Raw genomic sequence first — 24,777 nt, 5'->3', positions numbered from 1 at the left:
ATCTGAACCGAAAAGGAGTTCCGATGAGCGACGCGACAACCCTCACCCATCTCCAGCGCCTCGAGGCCGAGAGCATCCACATCATGCGCGAAGTGGTTGCCGAGGCGGACAAGCCGGTGATGCTCTATTCGATCGGCAAGGACAGCGCCGTGATGCTGCACCTGGCCAAGAAGGCGTTCTACCCCTCGCCGCCGCCCTTCCCGCTGCTCCACGTCGACACGACCTGGAAGTTCAAGGACATGTACGCGCTGCGCGAAAAGAGTGCGCAGGACGCGGGCATGGAACTGCTCGTCTACCAGAACCCCGAAGCCGTCGAGCGCGGCATCAACCCGTTCGACCACGGCCCCCTCCACACCGACATGTGGAAGACCGAGGGCCTCAAGCAGGCGCTCGACAAATACGGCTTCGATGCGGCCTTCGGTGGCGCCCGCCGCGACGAGGAAAAGAGCCGCGCCAAGGAGCGCATCTTTTCCTTCCGCACCGCCTCGCACGGCTGGGACCCCAAGAACCAGCGCCCCGAGCTGTGGAACCTCTACAACGCGCGCAAGAAGAAGGGCGAGAGCATTCGCGTCTTCCCGCTCTCCAACTGGACCGAACTCGACATCTGGCAGTACATCATGGCCGAGAACATCGAGATCGTGCCGCTCTATTTCAGCGCGCCGCGCCCGACCTTCGAATACGAAGGCGGCCTGTTCATGGCCGACGACCTCGAGCGGCTGGAAAAGGTCATGGGCTACCGCCCCGAAATCACCGAGAAATCGATCCGCTTCCGCACGCTCGGCTGCTTCCCGCTGACCGGCGCGGTCGAGAGCGAGGCCGCCACGCTGAGCGAGGTGGTGCAGGAAATGCTTCTCACCACCACCAGCGAACGCCAGGGCCGCGTGATCGACAAGGACGCGGGCGACGCGTCGATGGAGAAGAAGAAGCAGGAGGGTTATTTCTGATGACCGACCCCATCTACCAGACCGACGCCCTCATCGCCGAGGACATCGACGCCTATCTCGAGCAGCACCAGAACAAGTCGATGCTGCGCTTTATCACCTGCGGGAGCGTGGACGATGGCAAGTCGACCCTGATCGGCCGCCTGCTGTACGATTCGAAGATGATCTTCGAAGACCAGCTGGCCGCGCTCGAGAACGACAGCAAGAAGGTCGGCACGCAGGGGCAGGAAATCGACTTCGCGCTGCTGGTCGACGGTCTTGCCGCCGAGCGCGAACAGGGCATCACGATCGACGTCGCCTATCGCTTTTTCGCGACCGAGAAGCGCAAGTTCATCGTCGCCGACTGTCCGGGCCACGAGCAGTACACGCGAAACATGGTGACCGGTGCCTCGACCGCCGACCTCGCCGTGATCCTCATCGATGCGCGCAAGGGCGTGCTGGTGCAAACCAAGCGCCACAGCTTCCTGTGCCACCAGCTGGGCATCAGGAACCTCGTCCTCGCGGTCAACAAGATGGACCTTATCGATTACGACCAGGCGCAGTTCGACGCGATCGTGAAAGACTACGCGCACTTCGCGGAAAGCATCGGTATCGAAAGCTTCACCGCGATCCCGATCTCGGGCTTCAAGGGCGACAACATCACCACCCATTCGGCCAACACGCCGTGGTATTCGGGCCCGGTGCTGGTCGACCACCTCGAAAGCGTCGAAGTCAACGCTGCGGGCGATGTCGACAAGGCCTTCCGCATGCCGGTCCAGTGGGTCAACCGCCCCAACCTCGACTTCCGCGGTTTCTCCGGCCTGATCGCCAGCGGCACCGTGAAGCCCGGCGACACGCTGCGCTCGCTGCCTTCGGGCAAGACCAGCAAGGTCAAGAGCGTGGTCACCATGTCGGGCAATCTCGACGAGGCGGTGGCCGGCCAGTCGGTCACCATCTGCCTCGAGGACGAGATCGACTGTTCGCGCGGCGACGTGCTCGCCGCGGCCGACAGCCCGCCGGAAGTTGCCGACCAGTTCGAGAGCACCATCGTGTGGATGGACGACGAACCGCTCGTCGTCGGCCGCGCCTACTGGATGAAGCTCGGCACGCAGATGGTCAGCGTCACCGTCGCGCATCCCAAGTACGAGATCGACGTCAACACGATGGACCATCTGGCCAGCCAGACGCTCCATCTCAACCAGATTGGCGTGTGCGAGATCACCACCGACAAGCGCGTGGTGTTCGATCCCTATGCGGAGAACCGCGCGCTCGGCGGGTTCATCCTGATCGACAAGATCACCAACCACACGGTCGGCGCCGGCATGCTGCACTTCAGCCTGCGCCGCAGCCAGAACGTTCACTGGCAGGCGACCGACATCACCCGCGAGCATCACGCGGGCATGAAGAACCAGACGCCGCGCGTGTTGTGGTTCACCGGCCTGTCCGGCTCGGGCAAGTCGACCATCGCCAACGAGGTGGAAAAGAAACTGGCGATCATGAACCGCCACACCTTCCTGCTCGATGGCGACAATGTCCGCCACGGCCTCAACAAGGACCTCGGCTTTACCGAGAGCGACCGGATCGAGAACATCCGCCGCATCGGCGAAGTCGCCAAGCTGATGACCGATGCGGGCCTGATCGTGCTCACCGCCTTCATCTCGCCCTTCCGGGCCGACCGCCAGCTGGTGCGCGAGATGATCGACGCAGGCGAGTTCATCGAGATCCACGTCGACACGCCGCTGGAGGTTGCCGAAGCGCGCGACGTCAAGGGCCTCTACAAGAAGGCGCGCGAGGGCAAGCTCAAGAACTTCACCGGGATCGACAGCCCCTACGAAGCGCCGGAGGACCCGGAAATCCGGGTCAACACGGTCGAGATGAGCCCCGAAGAGGCGGCCGACTACATCATCGGCAAAATCCTCCCGCTGAAGTGATCACCGGCCACTGACAAACGAAAAGGGGCGCCCCGCAAGGCGCCCCTTTTTTCGTGCGGGTCGGGCCGCGATCAGCCCGGGCTTTTGGGCCCCGACCCGCCGCTCGCCCCGATCAGTCCGGTCCCGAACGCAGTGATCGCCGCGCCGATCAGTAGCCTGCTTTGCGATGCACCGGCGGTCGTCCCCGGATCGGCCAGCGCGGCGCAATTGGCGCGGTCGGCCCAGTCGAGCCAATCCTGCCAGGTGTAGGTTTCCCCGGTCGCGACATCGCGATAGGTCTTGCCGACATAGCGCCAGCTTTCGGGCGCGTTGCCATCCTCCAGCCAGTCCGAATATTCGGGCTGGATCTTGCGGCAGTTCCACGTTTCCGGCGCATCTAGCGCGCCTGTCTGGTCGGATGCGATCGCCTGGTCAGCTTCGTTCTGGGCGAACGCCGTAGCACCGCCCGTCAGGAGCGTCGCCATGGCCGCAACACCGATGAGAACCTTGCGCATGTCTGCTTCCCGCTTGCTGGTCGTTGCCCGCCTTCTACACCGGGAGCCTTAACACAGCAAGAATCGGGCGTTTTCGCCCTTGCGGTGCCGCGTCCGGTTCTGAATAACCGGCGGATAAGGATTACGCAGGAGAGCCCCCGATGAGCAACACCGCGCATGACGGCGAATGGGTCAAGCGGCCCGCGAGCGCTTCCGAGGGGACGCATTGCACGGCCGCCGATTACGAGCGCATGTATGCCGAAAGCCTCGCCGACCCGGATGCGTTCTGGGCGGAACAGGCGAAGCGGCTCGACTGGTTCGAACAGCCGACGACCATCGCCGACTGGAGCTTCGACCCTGTCGCTATCAAGTGGTTCGACGACGGCAAGCTCAACATCTGCCACAATGCGGTCGACCGGCATGTCGCGGCCGGGAACGGCGATCGCGTGGCCCTGATATTCGAGCCGGACAGCCCGGATTTTGAAATCCGCACCATCACCTATGCCGAACTCAAGGCCGAAGTGGTCCGCATGGCGAACACGCTCCGCAAGATGGGTGTGCAAAAGGGCGACCGGGTCACGATCTACATGCCGATGGTGCCCGAGGGTGCCTTTGCGATGCTCGCCTGCGCCCGGATCGGGGCGATCCATTCGGTGATCTTCGGCGGCTTCTCGCCCGATGCGATCGCGGGCCGGGTCGAGGATTGCAGGAGCGACTGGATCGTCACCGCCGACGAGGGGCTGCGGGGTTCCAAGACCATCCCGCTCAAGGCTAATGTCGATGCGGCGCTGGCAAAGGCCTCGGCCAGGGCGGTGCTCGTCATCCGCCACACCGGCGGCGACGTGGCGATGACGGAAGGTCGCGACCACTGGTATCACGAGCTGTCGGCGGATGTCGGCACCGAATGCCCCTGCGAGCCGATGGATGCCGAGGACCCGCTGTTCATCCTCTACACCTCCGGATCGACCGGCAGCCCCAAGGGCGTGCTGCATACGACCGGCGGCTATTCGGTCTGGACCGAGACCACTTTCCGCTACGTCTTCGATTACCGGGAGGGCGAGGTCTACTGGTGCACCGCGGACATCGGCTGGGTCACCGGGCACAGCTACATCGTCTACGGCCCGCTTCAGAACGGCGCGACCGCGCTGATGTTCGAAGGCGTGCCAAACTATCCCGATCACGACCGCTTCTGGGCGGTGTGCGCAAAGCACAAGGTCAACATCTTCTACACCGCCCCCACCGCGATCCGTGCGCTCATGCGCGAGGGAGAGGCGCATGTGGCGAAGCACGATCTGTCCGCGCTGCGGCTGATCGGCTCGGTCGGCGAGCCGATCAATCCCGAGGCCTGGCGCTGGTATCACGACAACGTCGGTGGCGGCACCACGCCGGTGATCGATACCTGGTGGCAGACCGAAACCGGCGGCACCATGATCACCACCCTGCCCGGCGCGCACGACATGAAGCCGGGCAGCGCGGGCAAGCCCTTTTTCGGCGTCTCCCCCCAATTGGTCGACAATGACGGCGCGGTGCTGGACGGCGCAGCCGAGGGGAACCTGTGCATCACCCGCAGTTGGCCCGGCCAGGCGCGCACCGTCTATGGCGACCACGAGCGCTTCGTGCAGACCTATTTCAGCACCTACAAGGGCAAGTATTTCACCGGGGACGGATGCCGGCGCGATGCCGACAGCTATTACTGGATCACCGGCCGGGTGGACGACGTGATCAACGTCAGCGGCCACCGCATGGGCACGGCCGAGGTCGAAAGCGCGCTGGTGCTCCATCCCCGCGTCAGCGAGGCTGCGGTGGTCGGCTTCCCGCACGACATCAAGGGTCAGGGCATCTATTGCTACGTCACGCTCAAGGTGGGCGACGAGCCGTCGGATGAACTCGCTGCCGAGCTGCGGCAGTGGGTGCGCAAGGAGATCGGCCCCATCGCCACGCCCGACCACATCCATTTCACCCCCGGCCTGCCCAAGACCCGTTCGGGCAAGATCATGCGGCGGATCCTGCGCAAGATCGCGGAGAACGATTTCGGCTCTCTGGGCGACACCTCGACGCTGGCAGACCCGTCGGTCGTCGAGGCGCTGATCGGGGGGCGGCAGAACCGCTAGGCCGGCTGCTACGGCATCCAACCGCTTGGCGCCGCACCTGTCTTGCTATGGGTCGGCGGCAGGTTCGACGGCCTCCGGCCCTTTCCAAAGCCGGTCCGATAGTCCACCCCTGTCTGCCCGATGATCGAAGAGGGGGGGAGATGATGCAAAGCCGCTACGCAAGCTGGATGCGCCGGGCGCTCTTTGCCCTTGCCGTGGGCGCCATATCCGCCTGCGGCCCCGCCGCGACCGACGAACCCGCCTCTCCCCCCGCCACAACCATCCTCGTCGGCGGCGACCTCCATTTTGCCGAGAGCTACGAGCGAACTGCCGATGGGCGGCTCAAGGACGGCCCGCATACGTTCGAGGGGCGCTATCGCGACAGCCTCAAGGGATTGATGCCGCTGATCGCAGACGCGGACCTGACCATCGCCAATCTCGAAGGGCCGCTGTCGCTCCCGCAGCCGGACAATCCGCTCGCCGCAACGCGCGAATATCTGCACTGGTCGCGGCCCGAGGAAGCCGCCGGCGCGATCAAATTCGCCGGGATCGACGTGGTCAGCCTGGCGAACAACCACGGCATGGACCAGGGCGTGGCCGGCCTCGAACAGACCATCGCCGAACTAGACGCACAAGGCACGGCCCATTTCGGTGGCGGCGCCGATCTCGCAGAGGCGCGCGCGCCCTTCGTCTACACTTTCGACCGGGCCGATGGATCCCAAGCGGCGGTGGCCGTCTTCGCAGGGTTTGCGCCCAACATTCCGGCGCCAGATGGATTCGATTCCTACGCCGGAGCCGATGCGCCCGGCCTCGCGCCGGTCGACCCGAAATACTTGCGCGGAGAAATTGCCCGCCTGCGCGCTCAGTATCCTGATCTGTTCGTCATCGCCTATCCGCATTGGGGGCGCAACTATGCATGGGTCTACACCAAGGAAATCGAACTGGGCCGCGCCCTGATCGATGCAGGTGCCGACATGGTGCTCGGCCATCATGCGCACACGGTGCAGGAGATCGAGCGGTATCGCGGCAAGTGGATCGTGTACGGGCTCGGCAATTTCATCTTCCTCGCGCCCGGCCGGTACAAGGATTTCACCAAGGTGCAGCCCTACGGGTTTGCCGCGCAACTGGCATTCCCGGGAGAGAAGGGCAGCGCGCCGCGCGTGCGTCTGTTCCCGATTGCCGCGAACAACCGCACCACCGGCTTCCAGGCCCGTCCGGTCGACATTCGCGAAGCCCGCAGGGTAATGAGTGCGATCCAGGCGCGCGAGGGCTCCAACGGGCTGGCGGGGACCTTCGGCGAGACCGAACTGGGTGCCTATTACGAGCTCGAACCGAGCCGGTAGCCTCACGCGCCGTTGGCGAGCCACTCCGCACTGGCGATAGCCGCGGCGCGACTGTCGTGGTCGACGTCCGACAGGACGCGGAGCTGCCACTTCATCGGCAATCCGTTTATCTCGGCGAAGCGGGTCGCGCGGGAGAAGAAATTGAGCCCGCGTTCCAGCCGGTGGGCGCCCTGCCGCCTTGCGAGCGAGGTGCGGCGCAGGCGCTCGTCACTCGGATCGTCGTCCTCGACGCCCAGCACGACCATGCACTCGCGCGCGAGCAGGCGCGCGAACGAATCTTCTCCGAGCGAGACCTGCGCCAGACCGTAGGGCCACGGCAGCCGCGTATCGGGCAGAGTGTACCATCCGGCCATCGACATCACCGAACGGGCGACCCGGGCATCGGGGTTGAACAGCAGGAACCGCTCCACGAACTGGGCGCCGGCGGAATGGCCGAACAGCGAATAACGCGGGCTGCGACTGCCGGTCGCGTCGCACACGGCGTCGAACAGGGGTTCGATGGCGTTGAATGCCGATTTCGGCCCCATCGATCCACGCCGGATGCCGCCCAGAGCATAGCGATCGCCGCGGAACCTGTGCTCGCTAAAATGCGGGATTACCGGCATGACCTGCATTTGCCCGGCCAAAGGCAACCAGGTCGATGCCGTGTAATCGACGTTCCGATTGGCGCCGTGGAGGACGATCACCACGGGCCAGCTTTCGTCCCAGCCGTCCGCGCGGTGGAAATAAGCCTGCAGGCGCGGTCCGCCCCACCCGTCCAGTTCCACTTGCTCGAAGCCGGCTGGCGAGCCGTCCGATCCCGCGCAGGCTCCTGCGGCGGCAGCGCCGGCCAGAAGCGTCACGGCAAGGGATCCGAAACGACGGCGGGTGACCGGATCAAGCACTACACCTTCCAGCTTGGATGGCACGATAAACGCCCCCGGATCGCAAGGCGCGCATGGCAATTAGCCGCAGCCCCGGCATCATGTCAAAACCCGCGAAACAGGCGAAACACCCGCCCTGCGGCTATATCGACGAAAGATTTTACAAATTCGCCAATCGGTTACTTCCGCCTAGGGAATCGCCCAATTTTGGGACGCTGCCCGCAGCCTCCTTGCGCCCCGACCAGCCTCGTCTAATCGAGTTTACTGGTAAACCGTTTAGTAAACACTTAGTTTAACGAAATAATCACCAGAACATCGAGTCGCGCGCAAATTGGACAGGGGAAGTTTCGTGGGCTCAATGCGTTTGGAAAAGCTGCGTAGCAATGCGCACATGGCAGAAGACGATGCTACCGAGGTGCTCGATCTGGCCGATCCGGCGGTAGCCGATCTGGTGGATTTCCCGGACGATGTCCGCGCACCCGAAAAGCCACTGCCGACATCCGCCAAAGCCAAGGTCGGCCTCAAGCGCCGCCTCAAGATCACGCCCGTAGAACAGCAGCGCCTGCGCGATGCGCGGCAGGGTTTCGCGACCCGGCGGCTCGATCTCGCCCACGTTACCAGCCTGATCGAAGGCCCGATCCGGCCGCGCGCCGGCGACCTCGTCCTCGCACGGGTCGACCGCCTGCGGTATCATCGCCGCATCGAACTCGCGAACGGCCGCAAGGCGCTCCTCCACCGGGGCGACGAGATCATCGTGGCCTACGGCAACCGTTATGCAACCGATCAGTACGAAGGGCTGGTCCCGTTCGACCTCGGCCCGACGAACCTGATCGCCACCGGGGGCGTCGCCGCGACCATGGTGTCGCGCAACGCGGCCATGCGATCGGCCACGCAGATCACCCCGATCGGGTTGCTCGGCAACCTGCGTGGCGATCCGATCAATCTGCACGATCTCAAGCTCACCACCGACATGCCCGGGACCAACCGTCCCGGCACGATCGCGGTTCTCGGGACCGGCATGAATTCGGGCAAGACCACGGTCTGCAAGTCGCTGATCCGCGGCCTGAGGGCTGCCGGCAAGCGGGTGGCCGGGATCAAGGTCACCGGCACCGGTTCGGGCGGCGATTACTGGGCCATGGTCGATGCTGGCGCGCATGTGGTGGCCGATTTCACCGACGTCGGTTTCTCCGCCACATACAAGCTCAACCTCGCGGAGCTGGAAACCCTGCTGGTCGACCTGCTCGCCCATGCCACCGCTCAAGGGGTCGATGTGGCGGTCCTCGAGATTGCCGACGGCATCTTCCAGGCGCAGAACAGCGAACTGATCCGGTCGGACGTGTTCAGGGAAGCCGTCGACCGCATCGTTTTCGCAGCGGGCGATTCGCTCGGCGCGGTGCACGGCCTCGCCGTGCTCAAGGAGCTTGGACTCCCGGTCGTCGCCCTGTCGGGCCGCGTGACGATGTCCTCGCTTTCCCTGCGCGAATTCGCGCAGCCACTGCCGGTCGGCATCCTGTCGAAGCGCGAGCTGGAGACCGCCGAAATCGCCCTCGGGGAAGTGCTTGACGCGACCCTCGAGGCGCCCCTGCCCCACGAGCTTTCCGACAAGAACGGCAAGAGCGTCTTCGGCTGGAGCGACCAATGAGCGAGGAACCACGCCGCAAGCTGCGTTTCAGCGACTGTCTGACACGCAAGGAGATCGCGATCGTCGTGCTGATGGCACTGGCCACGGCCACGGCGACGGGTGTCCTCATCCTCGCCGTCCGCAGGATCCTCCAGATCCTCGAGACCACGGCGGTTGAAGGGGTGACGGACCTGCTGCTGTTCCCGCTGGCGGTCCTCGCGGGCGCGACGGTGGTCTTCGCCATCCTTCGCGGCGCCGAATTCGCGGTTTCGGAAACGATCAGCTTCAACGCGACCCATCGCTTGAGGATGGACCTCTACAACCACATGACGGGAATGGCGCCGGACCAGATCCGCCACCGCTCGCGCGGCAGCCTGATCCTGCGGCTCACCGGTGACCTCACCATGCTGCGGACCTGGCTGGCCCGCGGTTTCTCGCGCGGCCTTGTCGCGGTGTTCTCGCTGCTGGCCTGCTTGGGCGTAGTGGCCTATTTCAGCCTGCTGCTGGTAGGGGTGATCACCGCAACCTTCCTGGGCTTTGCCATCGTGTCGACCCTCGTCGGCCGGCGGTTGCAGGAATGGACCAAGGCGGTGCGCCGGCGCCGCTCGCGCCTGACGAGCAATATCGACGAGCAGGTCCATGCGCTGGCGGTCGTTCAGGTCTTCGGCCGGACCGCGGGCGAGACGCAACGTCTCTCGCGCCAGAGCGAGCACATGACTGAGGCTTTGTCTCGCGAAGCCCGGCTGCGCGGCATGCTGCGCGGCGTTTCCGACTTTGCCGGCTGGACTGCCGTGGTCATTTCGCTGTGGGTCGGCACCCGCCTGCTGCTGAACGGTGACATCGACCTTGCCTCGCTGTTCGTGACGCTCCTCGCCATCCGCCTGATGCACGGCTACGTGCGACAGCTGGCCAATTCGCACGAATACTGGCGCCGCGCGCAGATTTCGCGCAGCAAGCTTGAGGATTTCCTCAACAGTTCCAGCCGCACGCCGTCGCACGTCGAGCAGGAACCGCTGCGCCATCGCCGTGCCCCTATCTGCTTCGACAACGTCGTGCTGGCGGGCGGCTCCACGCCGTTCTCGGCACGGGTGGACGCCGGACGCCACGTTGCGCTCGTCGGCCCGAGCGGCGGGGGCAAGTCGACCGTGCTCGGCCTCGTAGCCCGTCTTGCCGATCCGGAAAGCGGTACCGTGGCGATTGGCGACCAGGATCTCGCGACCTGCCAGCTCGACACGATCTATCGCCGGGTCGGCATGGTCAGCCCGCAACTTCCGCTCATGCGCGGGACGCTGCGGCGCAACCTGACCTATCGCAATCCTTCCGCGACCGACGAGGACGTGCAGGCCCTGCTCGACAGCTGCCACCTCAACGACCTCGTCAACGAGCTTCCGGGCGGCCTCGATTTCTGGCTGACCGAAGGCGGCGCCAACCTGCCCGGCGGCGCAAGCCAGCGTATCCGGTTTGCCCGCGCCCTCCTCGGCAGCCCGCCGATCCTCCTGCTTGACCAGGCGATGGACGGACTGGACGACGACACTCGCACGGTCTTCCGCAGCGTCATCGCACGCTATGCCGGTACGATCCTGAGCGTCAGCGAGAACGCGGACGACCTTGCCATCGCGGACACCGTATGGCGGGTCGAACGGGGTACCGTGGTAGAGGAGATCGCCGCGAGCCAGTACCTGCGCGATCGCCAGCCTGCCATGCCCGCGTTCCTGCGGCTGGCTTCGGTTGCCTGACAGGCCATCATGGCCGGCGTCGGAGGGGGCCACGGTTTCCACCATCGACTTCGGCCGCGACTTTGCGTGACGGACTCGGCAGGACTAGTGATAACGCCATGAAACCTTTGCATGTGAACGCCCGTCGCCTGGCACGGGCAACGGCCCTCGCCAGCATCCTCCTTGCCTCCGCCGGCTGGGCGCAGGACGCGGATGACGAGCTGGAGACGGACGTCCGCGAACGGGCCTGGCTGGACCTTTCGGCGACCGGCGTGGCTGCGTCCGGCCGGTCCTTCGACGCGAACGAGGACGAGGACCGATCGGGCGGGCTCTTCCGTGCCGAACTGGGATGGGACCGCGACGCCGGTGCCAACCATTTCGACGCCATCGCATCGACCGGTTATTACGCCTACACGGACGAGGAACGCTCCGACCGGTGGAGCAATGCGCTGTCCCTCGCCTATGGCCGGGACATCTCGGATACCGTGCAGCTGAGCCTGCGCGGACGCGCCGCCACGCGGCTGTCGACACTGGAGAGCCGCGAGGCCGACGAAGCCCGCCTGCAAGGGCGCGTCGCCTTTCAGGACGGGAACCACCGTGTGCGCGTGACGGGCGGTTGGCGTTGGCGCAATTATCAGGACCGCGATACCGGCACCGGCGACGGCCCGATGGCGGAAATCGAATACCGCTATCGCATCGGGCGCGGGAACTTCGTTCTCGCCGAAGTGATCTACGACGCCATCGATTCCGATATCGAGCGGCTGACCTACGACCGGGTCACCGTGCGCGGTGCGGGACGCGTGCGCCTGTCGCGCGATCTCGACCTCGATCTGGGCCTGCGCTGGCGCGACTGGGACAACGATTTCCGCCTGATCGGCACCGAAAAGCGCACCGCCAGCTCGATCGCTCCCGAAGTGGAACTGACCTACGAATTCGGCGACGACTGGACGCTGAGCGGCGGTGGCTCGATCATCTGGCGCAATTCGAACGACCCCGATTACGACCGCACGGTCTATCGCGGGGTCCTGTCGCTCGAAAAGCGGTTCTGGATCGCCCGCTAGGCGTCAGTTCCAGACGAGGTCCTTCGCCGCGGCGACCATGCCGCGGTTGTCGTGCCCGACGCCCTGCACATATTCGATCCGCCAGACGAGCGACACGGATTGGTCCGCTGCCGCCTCCTGCGCGCGGGCAAAGAAATACCGCCCCCGCTCGAGCCGGTTCGGCCCCTGCTCCATCGCGACGCTCGACGTGGGCAGCGTGGGATCGTTGGGATCGGTGTCCTCGGTCCCCAGCAGGATGATCAGGCGCTTGCGCAGCGCCGCGGCGAGATCGTCCCGCGTGACGGGGGTTGCGCCGAGGCCAACCGGATACGCCCGCGACATCTGCGGGAGCGTGTACCAGCCGGCATTTGCAGCAATCGCGCGTGAATAGCGCGCTTCGGGCATCAGCATCAGGAACCGGTGGACGAACTGCGCCCCGCCCGAATGGCCGTACATCGCATAGCGCGAAACCTGCGTGCCCGTGGCGGTGCGGACGGCATCGAACAAGGGTTCGATCGCGGCAAAGCTCCATTGCTCGCGCGGGCGTAGCTGGCCGGCGGCATCGAGCACATGGCCTTCCTGATAGGCGAGCGATTCCGGGAAGTCCTGCTCGCTGAACTCCGGCGCGAGGACGATGTAATGCCCAGCGGTCGCGGCATCGACCCAGGCGTCGCGATAGCTGCCGGCGGTCCGGCTGGTGCCATGGAAGACCAGCAGCACCGGGGTCGTTGCGGTGACCGTCGCGGGCCGGTAATAATGCACCGGGATCGCCGGCCCCGCCCAATTGGCGAAGGTGAAGGTCCCCACCCCCGCCGGGATTGTAGGGGCGGGTGTCGGAGTGGGCGAAGGCGTGGGCGAGGAGGTGGGCGTTGGCGACGGCGCAGGTGTCCCGCTCGTCGGCGGCGGCCCCGGCGAGTTGTCGCCCGATCCGCCACATGCCGACAGCAGACAGGCCGCGGCGCCTGCCAGCAACATCGCCGCCGATCTCGACTGCCTCACCGGCATTTTCTGTCCCTCGTCCAACGACCCGTGAGCCCGGCCTTTCCTATCCGGCAGGGACCCGGCGCGTGGCAATGCCCATCGCAGCGGCAGCTGACCAAAAACCTAACCGCTCGACAGCTTTGCGGCAGCCCGCGCCGCGCGTGCGCCGAAGTGCGGGCGACGCCGGCGGCGGTCAGAACGGCATGGCACGCACCCACTCGCCCGCTCTGCGCGCTCCGTCGTCGGGTGCGCGCCGGATCAGCCAGTCGCTGGCGGCGAGCGGGGACTGAGCGCCGCTGTCCTGGTTGGACACCGGCGAAAGGCCATCCTGTCCCAAGCGTGCCCGGGTAAAGGTTTCGCGCATGCCGGAGGGCGGCAGGTCGGCCGCAAGTCTCTGCGGAAAGGTCGCTACACAGTCCTTCCCCGCGCCGCCCTGCAGCGCAGCCAGCAGCGGCGCAAGGAAGAGGCGCGCGGTGACCATGGCGGAGCCGGGATTGCCCGGCAGCCCCAGGACGCAGGTCTCGCCAACCTTGCCGAACCACACCGGCTTGCCGGGCCGGATCGCCACCTTGGAAAAATGCAGCTCTAGGCCGAGATCGCCGAACATCGGCTTGGCGAAATCGCGGTCCCCGACCGAGGCACCGCCCAGCACGACGACGAGGTCCGAACCGGCAAGCGCAGCCTCTGCCAAGGCCGCGAGCTCTTCCAGCCGGTCGCGGCCGCGCGCCTTGCCGGCCAGCGCGCCGCCGCCTTGCGCCACCATGGCCGCGACGCCGACGCTGCCGGAATCGGGAATCGCATACGGTGTTGCCGCCGCGCTGCCCGGCGCGACAAGCTCGTCACCGGTGGCGATCATGGCCACACGCGGACGCCGTGCGACCGAGACCTTCGCCCGGTCTGCCCCGGCAAGCGCGACCAGCGCCGTCGGCACGAGCGGCGCACCTGCCGCAAGGATCGTGTCGCCCTCGCGAAAGTCGCTGCCCTGTTGCCGGATATAGCGATCCGGTCCCAGTTCTTGGCCGAACCGCACGCGATCGCCCTCGCGCTCGGCGTCTTCCTGGATCACAACCCAGTCCGCACCGGAGGGCACATGGGCGCCGGTGAAAATCCTGACCGCTTCGCCCCGACCCACCGACCCCGCGAAAGGCGCACCCGGCGCGGCCTCGCCGACGATTGCCTGCCATCCGCCAGCCGCCGCATCTGCATGGCGCACGGCATATCCGTCCATCGTCGACACATCGTGGCGAGGCGCATCGATCGCCGCTCTCACCGGCTCTGCCAGATAGCGCCCCTGCGCCTGCTCGATCTTGACCGTTTCCCCCGGCAGCGGAACGACAGCGGCAAGCATCCGCGCCAGCGCCTCGTCATAGGCGATCATCCGCCGATCGAGGCCAGGTGCGGCGTCGACCCGCTCGACCCTTCGTGGAGCCGGTGGGCGCGCGGCTTGGCGGGCAGGGCGGCAAGGATGCGCGCAACAAGGTCGTCCTGCTGCCGGTCCTCCTGCAACAGGTCGCGCAAATCGACGCCGTGTTCGCCGAACAGGCAGAGGTGGAGCTTGCCCCGGCTCGACAGGCGCAGACGATTGCAGCTGTCGCAGAAACCGGGCGAATAGGGCGCAATCAGGCCGATCCGTCCCGCGAAACCGGGATGGGCATATTCCACCGCCGGCCCGCTGCCGGTAGCGCGGTCCAGTGGCGTCCAGCCGCCCTGACGCAGCTTTTCCGCGATGGCATCGCCTGCTGTCGCTTGCAGGCGATGGAAGCCGGCATTGTCGTTGGTGCGCATCAATTCGATGAAGCGCCATGAAACCGGCCGGGCGGCGATGAAGCCCAGCAATTTGTCCCAGCCTTCCGGTTCCAGCGAACGCATCAGCACGCTGTTCACCTTCACCGCGTCGAAACCCGCATCAAGCGCCGCATCGACGCCCTCAACGATCTGCGGCAAGCGGTCATGGCCCGTCACCCGCGCGAAATTCTCGCGATCGAGCGTGTCGATACTGACATTGACCGCATGCACGCCCGCCTCGCGCCACGTTTCCGCCCGCTCGGTCAGACGGTAGCCATTGGTTGTCATTGCGATCCGGCGGATGCCCTCGACCCCGGACAGGTCCCGCGCAATCGCTTCGAAATCGCTTCGCACCGTCGGCTCGCCGCCGGTCAGCCGCAGCTTCCACAGGCCGAGGCGGGCGAAACCGGCGACCGCACGGCGCAGTTCGTGGCGCGACAATTCGGGCGGCAGGCTCGCGTCCTTGCGGTATCCCTGCGGCAGGCAATAGCTGCAGCGGAAATTGCACCGGTCGGTGAGCGAGAGGCGCAGGTATTCAAACCGCCGCCCGAAGCTGTCTTCGAGCGCGAGCCTGCGGTCCGTCGGAGCGGCAAAAGGAGTGGGCCCTTGATCCATCCAGGAAACAGGTACGCTCGCGCCGCCCCTTTGGCTACAGCCTCGCCCGCATGACGCGCTAGGCTAGGCCGCCTGCATTCTCAGTTCGCGGGCCCGGCCCTTGTGGCCGAAGGTCTCGTGCAGGTCGGCCGCTTCCTCGCGCAGGCGGGCCGCGGCATCGCGATTCCCTTCGAGGTCAGACAGCTCGGCGCGCCATTCCTTGAGCATGGCCTGCTGGAAGCGTGCCCCGCTCTCTTCGACCAGCTGCTCGGCCCGCAACAGCAGGTCCCGCGTCTCCTCAATCGAAGCGACTCCGTCATGCCGCATCCGCGCACGCGCGAGTATGCCGAGACAGACGACCTCGGACTGCCTGGTCGAATGGGCACGGCATGTGCGGACAGCGGTACGCCCGGCATCGATTGCCTCCGCCAGGTGTCCGCCCTCGAGCAAGGCCTCGGCCACAAGCCCCTCGCCGATGCCCAACCACAGGCGTTCACCCGCTTTGAAGATCGCGACCGCCTGCCGGGCGCTGGCCAGGGCCGCTTCGGCGTCTCCTTCGGCAAGTTGCGCGCGGGCCCGGGCTGTGTGTGCAAAGGCCGCCAACTGGCTCGAACCAGCCTTGTCGCTGATCGCCGCGAGCGCATCGGCATGTCGGTGCGCTGCCTCGGGATTTCCGATAAGGCTCTGGGTGATCCCCGCCATCCAGTGGGTCCAGGCGAGGACTTCGGGCGTACCGTCGCTTTCCCCCATCCGGCAGCACAGGTCGAACCGCTCCAATGCTTCCTTCACGCGGCCCGACCACATCAGGTTTACCGCCGCCTGGAAATGGCAAAACGAGACCGGATTGCCGGGCGTCGGCCAGGAATCCCGGTCCAGCCCGGCGAATTTCTCGACGCCTTGCTCGGCAAGGTCGAGTGCATCGGAAACATGCGACGAAACTGCCAGAGCATCCATCAGGATCAGGTGGGTCGATGCCTCGGCGGCGAGGCTGCCCGAACTCGCTGCCAACGCATGATTGCGACGCGCCAGTTCGAGATAGCCTTGCGCATCTCCGGTACCACCGATCACCCGAGCATACAGCGAAGACAGCATAAGACGCGCGGTGGGATTGCCGGTGCGGTCCGCCAGGGCATCGCCTTCCGCCAGGATGGCCTGCGCCTCTTCGATCGACAAGGCAGTCTGGTGGGCGGAATAGAGCATCTGGATGCAGGCCGACAGGTGCAGCCTGATCGCTGCCGGTTCCTCGTCGAGATCGCGCACCAGTTCGCGGATGGCGAGCCAGTGGCCGTTGGCCATGCCGAAATCGGTATGGCTGACCCACTCCGCCGCGCGCCGGTGCCACTCGGCCGCGACCAGCGCATCGCCCGCCTCCTGGTAATGGCGCGCCAGCTCGGGTGCGAATTCCTCGATCCGGTCCGCGTGCCGGCGCTCGATGACCCGCGCCACCTCGCGGTGGAAGTCGCGCGCCTCGGCCTTGAGCAGGCTCGCCGCCGCCATTTCCAGCGTGAGCGGATGAACGAAGGTGTAGCGCGCATAGGGGACGAGGCTGAGTTCCGAGGTGAAGCCGAGGCGAACCAGCGCGGAAAGGGCTGCGGCCGCTTCGCTTTCCGAAACGCGGCTGACTTCGGCCACCAGCGGTTCGGAAAACTGCTTGCCGGCGATGGCGGCGATCTGGAGCAGGCGCCGCTGCATCTCGGGCAGGCGCGCGATGCGCATCGTCAGCAGCGCGCGGACGGTCCCGGGGATCTCGATGGCGTCGACCGAGCCGGCGAAGACATAGGCCCCGCGCTCGCCCGTCAGCTGGCCCGCCTGCGCGAGGCTGCGGACGATTTCCTCGAGGAAGAAGGGGTTGCCGCCCGATGCGTCCTGCAGCTTGGCGCCCAGCGCGGCGACGCTCTCGTCCATGCCGAGCAGGTCGGAGAGCAGTGCGTCGATGGCACCCGAGCCGAGCGGGCGCAAGGCCAGCTGGCGGCAGCGCGACGATCCCAGCCAGCGCGCCTCGAATTCTGGGCGATAGCTGGCGAGTACCAGAACGGGTGCAATGTCCTCGGCATCGAGCAGGCGCTCGAGGAACTGGCCGCTGGCATCGTCGAGCCAGTGGAGGTCCTCGAGATAGACCACGATCGAACTCTCGCGTCCCAGCTTGGCGAGAGCGTGCCTGAATATGGCAAGGACGCGCCGTTGCAGGGTGCCGGCGTCCATCGGCAACGGCGGCACGGCGGGGTCCGACACGCGCATGAAGGCGAAGAGCGAGGGCAGTTCGTTCACGAGATCGGGATCGAGCGCCTCGATCCAGGCAGTGATCTTGCGCCGCTTCTCCTCCGGCGTCTCGTCGGGCAGCACGCCGAACAAAGAATGGAACAGGCCGACGATCGGGGCATAGGGGCTGATCCCGCTGGCGCTGGTCGCGCGCCCTTCGGCCACCAGCACGCCCTGCGCGCGGCAGCTGGTCATGAATTCGAAGCACAGGCGGCTCTTGCCCGATCCCGCATCGCCGACCACGCCGATCACCTGCAGGCCGTCGAGCGAGGCGCGCTCCAGCCCGCGCTCGAGCGCGGTCATCTCGTTCTCGCGCCCGACGAAGCGCGACAGGCCGCGCAGGCGCGAGATGTCGAAGCGCGAGCGGTCGCTCTGCAATTCCTTCAGCCGGAACGCCGTTGCCGAGGCGGCTTCGAGTTCGGCATATCCGGCAATCTGGTGAGCCGCGACCGGGCCGACGAGGATCGTGCCCGGCTCTGCGTGCAACCGCAGCCTTTCCGCGGTTTCGATAACGGGGCCGAACGCCTCGCCACCGCGCAGCACGAGCAGCCCGGCCTCGACGCCCGCCTGGATAGTGAGGCCGTTGCCCTCCTTTGCCGCGCGGGTCCGGATGTCGGCAGCAGCGCGCGTTGCCCGCAGGGCATCGTCTTCATGCACGCGTCCGCTGCCGAAGAAGCCCACGATCGCACCGCCGACCGAGGGGCGCAGGTCGCCCCCCTCCGCTTCGATCACCGCCGCAGCGTCTTTCTGAAAGCCGGCGAGCAAGTCCTGCCAGTCCTCCGGATCGATCGCGGCATGCGCGGCGCCGTCCATCACGGGCACCATGCTCAGGACCGCGACTTCACGCCGCGTTCCCGCCGCAGGTGGGGGCGGAGCGGGTGCAGCCTGGGCTGCGGCCTCTTCGCCGGCGAGCACGTGATCGAGATCGTCGAGGAAGGATTGCCAGGCAGGATGAGAGTCGCTGCCGTCCCAGCCGGCCATGTCGACGGTATGCGTCAGCGTGAACATCACCGGCAGGCTGCAGGGCTCGATCGTCACCGGCAGCACAGTGCCCAGATCCTGCGCCAGCGCCGCCTCGGACCTTACCCAGCGCGAAGTGACCGATTGCGACGACCAGAGCACGATGACCGCCCGGGCACCGCGCAAGGCCTCCTCGATCTCGTGGTCGAAGGCTTGCCCGCCGCGCAATGCATCGTCCCACCACACATCCAGGCCGGTCGCGCGCAGCCGCTCGGCAAAGCGCCGCGCATGGTCGCGGTCGGCATGGCTGTAGGAGATGAAGATGTCAGGCACGTCTCTCCCCCGTGATGACAGGCGCGACCCGAACTCGAATGTCCTACCCGACAGTATGACACCCCGATGACCCTTAGGGATACCTTGCCTTCCCCGATCTCGAAGCGCAACGTATTCTAAGGGAAATTGCGGGGGAGGTAACCATGGGTTCCAAGAAGCGCGTCGCGGTGCTGGGCGGCGGAGTGGGGGCCCTGTCCGCCGCTTTCTACCTGACCGAGCAGCCCGGCTGGGACGAAAAGTTCGAGATCACGGTCTACCAGCAAGGCTGGCGGCTGGGCGGCAAATGCGCCAGCGGGCACGACATGCGGCCGGGCTATGGCAACCGGATTATCGAGCACGGGCTCCACATCTTCGCTGGCTTCTACGACCAGTCCTTCGACCTGCTGCGCCGCGCCTACGACGTGCTGGATCGTCCCGCTGGCCACCCCAATCGGACCGTGTGGCAGGCGTTCTCGCCAGAGGACACCATCGCGCTGGTCGACAACAGTTTCGAGCAATATCCCGATCTCACCTGGTATCTCAATTTCGAGCCCAACGACTCGGTCCCCGGCGACGATCTCGGCATCCCCTCGGTCGAGGTGGCGATCACCAAGCTGGTCGAAGCGCTGATCAACTTCTCGCCCGATGCACGGCACAATCTCTTCGCGCCTCCCACGGGGGCGCCGCCGAGCGTGCCCCATAGCGGTCTCCTGCACGGCGCGCTCGACCTGCTGAAGAAGCTGGCCAAGGACGTCGAGCGACATCTCGAGGCGCTGGCGGCTCAAGCGATCATGCGCGACGTGATCCATATGATCGAGAAGCGGATGAAGGAGCTGTCGAAGTCCGAAGTCGACAAGAACATGACCATCATGATGTCGCGCTTCATCCGCTCGGCCTACATGGTGCAGGCCATCCTGCACGGGGTGGCGGCGGATAACGTCCTCCAGGAAGGCTACGACTGCCTCGACAAGTACGAGTTCAGCGAGTGGCTCTACCAGAACGCGGTCGTCATCGCGGAGCGCTACCCCGAATGGGGCGATCCCCACATGCGCGCGCAACTGCTGATCGACTGGGCGCCGGTCGCGACCATGTACGATTACGTCTTCGGCTTCGGCAACGGCGGTGACACCGCGATGCGCAGCTTCGCTGCCGGCACCGCGCTGCGTTCGTTCATGCTGATGATCAGCTACAAGGGGCACTTCTTCTGGAAGATGCGCGGTGCGATGGGCGACGTGGTGATCGCCCCGCTCTATCTCGCGCTCAAGCAGCGCGGGGTGAAGTTCGAATACTTCACCCGTGTGACCGCGCTCAATCCCAACCCGGTGCTGGACGAGATCGCTTCGATCGACATGGTGAGGCAGGCCGAGCTGGCCGATCCGCAGGCGGGCTACCGGCCGCTCGTCGAATTCCCGCTGCCCGGCTGGGGCGACAACACGCTCGAGGGCTGGCCCAACGAGCCGCTGTGGGACCAGCTGAAGGATGGTGCCGCGCTCAAGACCGCAGGCCGCAATTTCGAGGCCGACCATGTCGGCGCCCCCGGTGCCGGCGACCGGCCCTTCACGCTGAAAAAGGGCGAGGATTTCGACGAGATCGTCATCGGCATCTCGGTAGGCGGTTTGAAGCAGGTCTGCTCGCAACTGCCCGAGCGGCTGCCGCATTCGAAATGGGGCCCGATGTTCGACTCGCTCACCCTCACCCGGACCTGCGCCATGCAGGTCTGGTTCAACCGCACGATGGAAGACCTGGGCTCGCAGGCGGCCGGACGAACGCTGACCGGCGCCGACCAGCCGTTCAGCACCTGGTCGGACATGTCGCACCTGCTCTCGCGCGAGAACTGGACCGGCGAGGAACGCCCGCTGGCCATCGCCTATTGGTGCGGCCAGATACCCGGCGACGCGCCCCCGGCCGAGGCGGACCGGATCGCGCGCGAAGACGCGAAGAAGTGGCTGCAGGACAATGTGGGGCGGTACTGGACCGAAGCGGGCAGCGCCAACAGCGAATTCGGCTTCGCGCCCGGCCTGCTTCACTGCCCCGATCCGGGGGCCGACGGCGGTGCTTTCGCGCAGCAATTCGTGAAGGCCAACTGCGCGCCGTCCGACCTCTACGTCCAGTCGCCCAAGAACAGCGTCTACAACCGCATGGACGCCAATGAATCCGGCTTCACCAACCTGTTCCCGGCCGGCGACTGGACCCGCAACGGTCTGAATTCGGGCTGCGCCGAGTCCGCCGCGCGGAGCGGCTATCGCTGCGCGCTCGCCATGGTCGGCAAGCTGCCACCGCTGAACGAATGACCGGAGGACGATGATGCCGACCCTGCCCAAGCTTGTCGTCAACGCCAATCTCTACACGGCGCTGTTCCCGGTCACCGCGCACGGCGTGGTAATGCACAATTTCTGCGTGCCTGCTTCGAAACAGCGCATCCAGGCTTGGCTCGACCAGCTCTTCGCCGAGCCGACGGGCGGCGAGGTGCGGTACGAGGCGCTGGGCGACCGCCTGTTCTTCGCCATTGCCGAAATCGCCGAGCTGCGAGCCGTCGGGCCGGAGGGTGGCAAGGGATACACCAGCGAGATCGATACCGCGCTGTGGATTCTCGCCCGGAAGGTCGGGGGCAAGCCGACCGACCTGCGGTTCATTCCAAGCTGGCTCTTCGTGGACTCGGGCGAAGCGCTGGCCAGCGGACGCGAGGTCTGGGGTTTTCCCAAGCAGATCGGCAGGTTCGACTTCAGCCCGCAGACTTCCGAACCCGGGGCGGCGCGCGACTTCACCGTCTCCACCCAGGTAGTCGAGACGTTCGGTCACGATGCGAAGGCGCAGCTCGCCCCGATCTTCGAAGCGCGCCCGCGCCAGAAGAGCGAGCGCAAGCATGGCATCCTCGGCAGTCTCGAAGCCTTTGCGGAACACATGGCGCAACGCGTCGTCGGGGAGCTCGCCAACATCGCCGCGCATGTGAACACCGTGCTTGCCGGGGGCAACGTGACCATGGCATTCCTCAAGCAGTTCCCGCATGCGCCCGACCCGCATCTCGCCTGCTATCAGGGCGTCGTCGAATCCGAAGCGAGCGTGCTCAAGATGCGCCGGTCAGGGATCACGCAGGACCATTACGACGTCCGCATCACCAGCTACGACAGCCATCCCTTTGCGGAAGCGCTCGGGGTCGAGAGCGGCTGGCAGGACGCGGGCGAAGCCAGCTGGGTCGAGTTCGATTTCGAACAGAAGCTGGGTCAGCAGATCTGGGTCGCGCCGACCTGACGCAGCGACGTCAAGGCATCAGCCACCAGCGGATAAGACCGCCGACCGCACCCAGCACGGCCACGCTCGCCGCCCAGATCGCTGCCATCCAGGCGAGCCGCTTCCACAGCGGCCCGGGCGTTTCGGCGGCCATCAATGATAGCCCTCGTGGCCCACCTTGCCGCGGAAGACCCAATAGGCCCAGGCGGTATAGGCGATGATGAGCGGCATGGTGATCGCGACGCCGACCAGCATGAACACCTGGCTGCGCTCGGGTGCGGCGGCGTCCCAGATGGTGATGCCCGGCGGGACGACATAGGGCCACATGGTCACGCCGAGGCCCGCCATCCCGAAGAAGAACAGAGCGATGGACAGCCAGAAGGGCTTGCTGTTGCGTTCGGCCTTGAGCGCGCGCAGCAGCGACAATGCGACGATCGCGGTCACGATGGGCACGGGCGCGGCGAAATAGATCTCCGGCGCGCTCAGCCAGCGGGCGGCATAGTCGGCGTTGAGGAAGATGTTGTAGAGGCTGACAGCCCCCATCAGCAGCAGCGTCGCCCAGGCTGCCCTGATGCCGAGCTGGCGGGCATGCGCCTGCCCCTCGCCATCGAGCTTCCAGACCAGCCAGGTCGCGCCGAGCAGCGCGTAGCCGGCGACCGTGCCTACTCCGGTCATGAGCGTGTAGGGCGTGAGCCAGTCGAACCAGCTGCCCGAATAGGCGCGGTCGGTGACCTCGATCCCCTGCAGCAACGCGCCGAGCGTCATCCCTTGCGCCATTGCCGCCACGAAGGACCCGCCGGTGAAGGCCGCGTCCCACAGGCGCCGGTGCCCCGGATCGCGCCAGCGGTATTCGAAGGCGACTCCACGGAAGACGAGGCCCAGCAACATCGCGATGACGAGCGGATAGGTCGCGGGCAGGATCACGGCATAGGCCAGCGGAAAGGCAGCGAACAAACCGCCCCCGCCCAAGACCAGCCAGGTCTCGTTCCCGTCCCACACCGGCGCGATGGAGTTCATCGCGCGGTCGCGCTCTGGCCCCGGATCGAAGGTCGGGAAGAGGATGCCGATGCCGAGGTCGAACCCGTCCATCACCACATAGGCGAAGACGGCGAAGGCGATGATGAACGCCCAGATCGTGGTCAGGTCGAACGTCATGGTGCGTCCTCCGGCTCCTGCTTGGATCCGGCCAGATCGCGGCTGGTCTCGTCGGTCGGATCCTGTGTCGGCCCCGGGGTGATCCCGGCTGTCCGGATCGGCCCCTTGTCGCCGCGCTTGACGCCGTATTCACCGGCATGCGGCGGATTGTGCATGAGGTGCAGGATATACCACACGCCCGCCCCGAAGACGGCGAAGTAGACGAGCACGAAGGCAATCAGCGACGTGGCGACAGCCGGCGCGTCGAGCGGACTGGCCGCGTCGGCGGTGCGCAGCAGGTTGTAGATGACATAAGGCTGGCGGCCGACTTCGGTCGTGATCCAGCCGGCAATGACGGCGACGAACCCACTCGGCCCCATTGCCACCGCCGCACGGTGCAGCCAGCTCCAGTCGAAGAGTTTCTTGCGGTATCGCGCGAACAGGCTCCACGCCCCGACGCCCAGCATTGCGAAGCCGATGCCGACCATGATGCGGAACGACCAGAACACGATGCCGACCGGCGGCTGCTCGTCGTCGGGAATCGTGTCCAGGCCTGCGAGCGGCGCGTCGAGATCGTGCTTCAGGATCAGGCTCGACAGCTTGGGGATCCCGACCGCAAAGTCGAGCCGCTGCTCCTTGTCGTTCGGGATGCCGAACAGGTAGAGCGGCGCGCCGTCGGGGTGGCTTTCGTAATGCCCCTCCATCGCCATGACCTTCTGCGGCTGGTGCTCGAGCGTGTTGAGCCCGTGCATGTCACCCGCGAAAATCTGCACCGGCACGACCAGCGCGGCCATCCACATCGCCATCGAGAACATCTTGCGTGCATGCAGGTTCGCGCGGTCCTTGAGCAGGTGCCAGGCCCCGACCCCGCCGACGACGAAGGCGGTGGTGAGATAGGCTGCCAGCACCGTGTGCACCAAGCGATAGGGGAAGCTCGGGTTGAAGATGATCGCCAGCCAGCTCTCGCCCGGCATATATTGTCCATTCGCGGCGATCTCGTATCCGGTCGGCGTCTGCATCCAGCTATTGACCGAAAGGATCCAGAAGGCGCTGACGAACGTGCCGAGCGCCACCATCAGCGTGGCAGCGAAATGCAGCTTCCTGCCCACCCGCTCCATACCGAACAGCATGACACCGAGAAACCCCGCTTCGAGGAAGAAGGCAGTCAGCACCTCATAGGCCATCAGCGGTCCGATCACCGGCCCGGCGACGTCGGAGAACACCGACCAGTTGGTGCCGAACTGGTAGGACATGACGATCCCGCTCACCACGCCCATCGCGAAGGCGATGGCGAAGATCTTCAGCCAGTATTTGAACAGGTCGAGATAGATCGGCTTGCCGGTTTTCAGCCACAACCCCTCAAGCACCGCAAGATAGCTCGCCAGACCGATCGAGAAGGACGGGAAGATGAAGTGGAAGCTGACCGTGAAGGCAAACTGGATGCGGGCCAGGACGAGCGCGTCGAGATGGTCGAACATGCCGACGGTCCTACAGTTTCAGCGCGTTCTCGGCGAATGCCTTGTGCGCA

General features: G+C 66.0%; 19 protein-coding genes. 10 read left to right on the top strand and 9 right to left on the bottom strand.

Going from position 1 to position 24,777, the window contains the following annotated elements; translation table 11 throughout:
* The first annotated feature begins 2 nt into the window (after positions 1–2).
* Together cysD and cysN are read left to right on the top strand one after the other, a co-directional pair.
* On the top strand, positions 3–944 hold the full coding sequence (gene cysD / locus K3172_RS04520; protein WP_282098603.1) for a sulfate adenylyltransferase subunit CysD: 942 nt from the start codon (positions 3–5) through the stop codon (positions 942–944).
* Positions 944–2,851 carry a sulfate adenylyltransferase subunit CysN gene (gene cysN, locus K3172_RS04515; RefSeq protein ID WP_221587370.1) on the top strand — a complete coding sequence of 636 codons (1,908 nt, stop codon included), beginning with the start codon at positions 944–946 and terminating at the stop codon, positions 2,849–2,851. Before cysD ends, cysN begins: the two co-directional genes overlap by 1 nt.
* 71 nt (positions 2,852–2,922) lie before the next feature.
* Here the strand turns inward: cysN and K3172_RS04510 are convergent, their stop codons facing one another.
* Positions 2,923–3,345, bottom strand: coding sequence for a hypothetical protein (locus K3172_RS04510; RefSeq protein ID WP_221587368.1), 423 nt, complete (start codon positions 3,343–3,345; stop codon positions 2,923–2,925).
* A 140-nt stretch (positions 3,346–3,485) separates the two neighbouring features.
* Here K3172_RS04510 and acs point away from each other — a divergent pair, with 140 nt between their 5' ends.
* Both acs and K3172_RS04500 read left to right on the top strand, forming a co-directional pair.
* Positions 3,486–5,435 carry an acetate--CoA ligase gene (gene acs / locus K3172_RS04505; protein ID WP_221587366.1) on the top strand — a complete coding sequence of 650 codons (1,950 nt, stop codon included), beginning with the start codon at positions 3,486–3,488 and terminating at the stop codon, positions 5,433–5,435.
* 140 nt (positions 5,436–5,575) lie between these two features.
* Positions 5,576–6,757 (top strand): CapA family protein, encoded by a 1,182-nt coding sequence (locus K3172_RS04500; RefSeq protein WP_221587364.1) that lies wholly within the window; start codon positions 5,576–5,578, stop codon positions 6,755–6,757.
* 2 nt (positions 6,758–6,759) lie between these two features.
* Here the strand turns inward: K3172_RS04500 and K3172_RS04495 are convergent, their stop codons facing one another.
* Entirely contained in the window at positions 6,760–7,665 is a 906-nt protein-coding gene (locus K3172_RS04495; protein WP_221587362.1) for a hypothetical protein, read from the bottom strand.
* Positions 7,666–8,011: 346 nt separating this feature from the next.
* Between K3172_RS04495 and K3172_RS04490 the strand changes: the two genes are divergently transcribed.
* From K3172_RS04490 to K3172_RS04480, 3 genes are all read left to right on the top strand, one after another.
* Positions 8,012–9,262: a P-loop NTPase family protein gene (locus K3172_RS04490; RefSeq protein WP_221587360.1), complete on the top strand. Its 1,251-nt coding sequence runs from the start codon at positions 8,012–8,014 to the stop codon at positions 9,260–9,262.
* Positions 9,259–10,977, top strand: a complete 1,719-nt coding sequence (locus K3172_RS04485) for an ABC transporter ATP-binding protein (protein ID WP_221587358.1) — start codon at positions 9,259–9,261, stop codon at positions 10,975–10,977. Before K3172_RS04490 ends, K3172_RS04485 begins: the two co-directional genes overlap by 4 nt.
* A 98-nt stretch (positions 10,978–11,075) precedes the next feature.
* Positions 11,076–12,017, top strand: a complete 942-nt coding sequence (locus K3172_RS04480) for a porin family protein (RefSeq protein WP_221587356.1) — start codon at positions 11,076–11,078, stop codon at positions 12,015–12,017.
* Between the two features lie 3 nt (positions 12,018–12,020).
* Here the strand turns inward: K3172_RS04480 and K3172_RS04475 are convergent, their stop codons facing one another.
* Positions 12,021–12,803: an alpha/beta hydrolase family protein gene (locus K3172_RS04475; protein ID WP_221587354.1), complete on the bottom strand. Its 783-nt coding sequence runs from the start codon at positions 12,801–12,803 to the stop codon at positions 12,021–12,023.
* Here K3172_RS04475 and K3172_RS04470 point away from each other — a divergent pair.
* Positions 12,790–13,029, top strand: a complete 240-nt coding sequence (locus K3172_RS04470; RefSeq protein WP_221587352.1) for a hypothetical protein — start codon at positions 12,790–12,792, stop codon at positions 13,027–13,029. The genes K3172_RS04475 and K3172_RS04470 overlap by 14 nt on opposite strands.
* Before the next feature lie 141 nt (positions 13,030–13,170).
* On the opposite strand, the gene K3172_RS04465 is transcribed toward K3172_RS04470, so the two are convergent.
* The 3 genes from K3172_RS04465 to K3172_RS04455 form a co-directional block, all read right to left on the bottom strand.
* A complete protein-coding gene (locus K3172_RS04465; RefSeq protein ID WP_221587350.1) occupies positions 13,171–14,355 on the bottom strand; it encodes a molybdopterin molybdotransferase MoeA in 1,185 nt (394 codons plus the stop codon).
* Positions 14,352–15,377, bottom strand: coding sequence for a GTP 3',8-cyclase MoaA (gene moaA / locus K3172_RS04460; protein WP_221587348.1), 1,026 nt, complete (start codon positions 15,375–15,377; stop codon positions 14,352–14,354). Before moaA ends, K3172_RS04465 begins: the two co-directional genes overlap by 4 nt.
* Before the next feature lie 63 nt (positions 15,378–15,440).
* Positions 15,441–18,908 (bottom strand): AAA family ATPase, encoded by a 3,468-nt coding sequence (locus tag K3172_RS04455; protein ID WP_221587346.1) that lies wholly within the window; start codon positions 18,906–18,908, stop codon positions 15,441–15,443.
* Between the two features lie 143 nt (positions 18,909–19,051).
* Between K3172_RS04455 and K3172_RS04450 the strand changes: the two genes are divergently transcribed.
* A complete protein-coding gene (locus tag K3172_RS04450; protein ID WP_221587344.1) occupies positions 19,052–21,178 on the top strand; it encodes an NAD(P)-binding protein in 2,127 nt (708 codons plus the stop codon).
* 10 nt (positions 21,179–21,188) lie between these two features.
* Entirely contained in the window at positions 21,189–22,136 is a 948-nt protein-coding gene (locus tag K3172_RS04445) for an acetoacetate decarboxylase family protein (RefSeq protein WP_221587342.1), read from the top strand.
* Between the two features lie 10 nt (positions 22,137–22,146).
* Here K3172_RS04445 and K3172_RS04440 read toward each other — a convergent pair whose 3' ends face one another.
* From K3172_RS04440 to K3172_RS04430, 3 genes are read right to left on the bottom strand one after another with little or no spacing between them, the layout of a single operon-like run.
* Positions 22,147–22,269 carry a DUF2474 family protein gene (locus K3172_RS04440; protein WP_221587340.1) on the bottom strand — a complete coding sequence of 41 codons (123 nt, stop codon included), beginning with the start codon at positions 22,267–22,269 and terminating at the stop codon, positions 22,147–22,149.
* On the bottom strand, positions 22,269–23,270 hold the full coding sequence (gene cydB, locus K3172_RS04435) for a cytochrome d ubiquinol oxidase subunit II (RefSeq protein WP_221587338.1): 1,002 nt from the start codon (positions 23,268–23,270) through the stop codon (positions 22,269–22,271). Before cydB ends, K3172_RS04440 begins: the two co-directional genes overlap by 1 nt.
* A complete protein-coding gene (locus K3172_RS04430; protein ID WP_221587336.1) occupies positions 23,267–24,727 on the bottom strand; it encodes a cytochrome ubiquinol oxidase subunit I in 1,461 nt (486 codons plus the stop codon). Before K3172_RS04430 ends, cydB begins: the two co-directional genes overlap by 4 nt.
* Positions 24,728–24,777 lie beyond the last annotated feature (50 nt).

Origin of the sequence: Qipengyuania proteolytica (assembly GCF_019711565.1) — a bacterium.
Classification (GTDB): Bacteria; Pseudomonadota; Alphaproteobacteria; order Sphingomonadales; family Sphingomonadaceae; genus Qipengyuania; species Qipengyuania proteolytica.
This window is presented reverse-complemented; position numbering and strand designations above follow the sequence as displayed.

Coding starts and splice junctions, on each gene's coding strand:
- cysN (WP_221587370.1), top strand. CDS start 944: ATGACCGACCCCATCTACCAGACCGACGCCCTCATCGCCGAGGACATC.
- K3172_RS04510 (WP_221587368.1), bottom strand. CDS start 3,345: ATGCGCAAGGTTCTCATCGGTGTTGCGGCCATGGCGACGCTCCTGACG.
- acs (WP_221587366.1), top strand. CDS start 3,486: ATGAGCAACACCGCGCATGACGGCGAATGGGTCAAGCGGCCCGCGAGC.
- K3172_RS04500 (WP_221587364.1), top strand. CDS start 5,576: ATGATGCAAAGCCGCTACGCAAGCTGGATGCGCCGGGCGCTCTTTGCC.
- K3172_RS04490 (WP_221587360.1), top strand. CDS start 8,012: ATGGCAGAAGACGATGCTACCGAGGTGCTCGATCTGGCCGATCCGGCG.
- K3172_RS04485 (WP_221587358.1), top strand. CDS start 9,259: ATGAGCGAGGAACCACGCCGCAAGCTGCGTTTCAGCGACTGTCTGACA.
- K3172_RS04480 (WP_221587356.1), top strand. CDS start 11,076: ATGAAACCTTTGCATGTGAACGCCCGTCGCCTGGCACGGGCAACGGCC.
- K3172_RS04465 (WP_221587350.1), bottom strand. CDS start 14,355: ATGATCGCCTATGACGAGGCGCTGGCGCGGATGCTTGCCGCTGTCGTT.
- moaA (WP_221587348.1), bottom strand. CDS start 15,377: ATGGATCAAGGGCCCACTCCTTTTGCCGCTCCGACGGACCGCAGGCTC.
- K3172_RS04450 (WP_221587344.1), top strand. CDS start 19,052: ATGGGTTCCAAGAAGCGCGTCGCGGTGCTGGGCGGCGGAGTGGGGGCC.
- K3172_RS04445 (WP_221587342.1), top strand. CDS start 21,189: ATGATGCCGACCCTGCCCAAGCTTGTCGTCAACGCCAATCTCTACACG.
- K3172_RS04440 (WP_221587340.1), bottom strand. CDS start 22,269: ATGGCCGCCGAAACGCCCGGGCCGCTGTGGAAGCGGCTCGCCTGGATG.
- cydB (WP_221587338.1), bottom strand. CDS start 23,270: ATGACGTTCGACCTGACCACGATCTGGGCGTTCATCATCGCCTTCGCC.
- K3172_RS04430 (WP_221587336.1), bottom strand. CDS start 24,727: ATGTTCGACCATCTCGACGCGCTCGTCCTGGCCCGCATCCAGTTTGCC.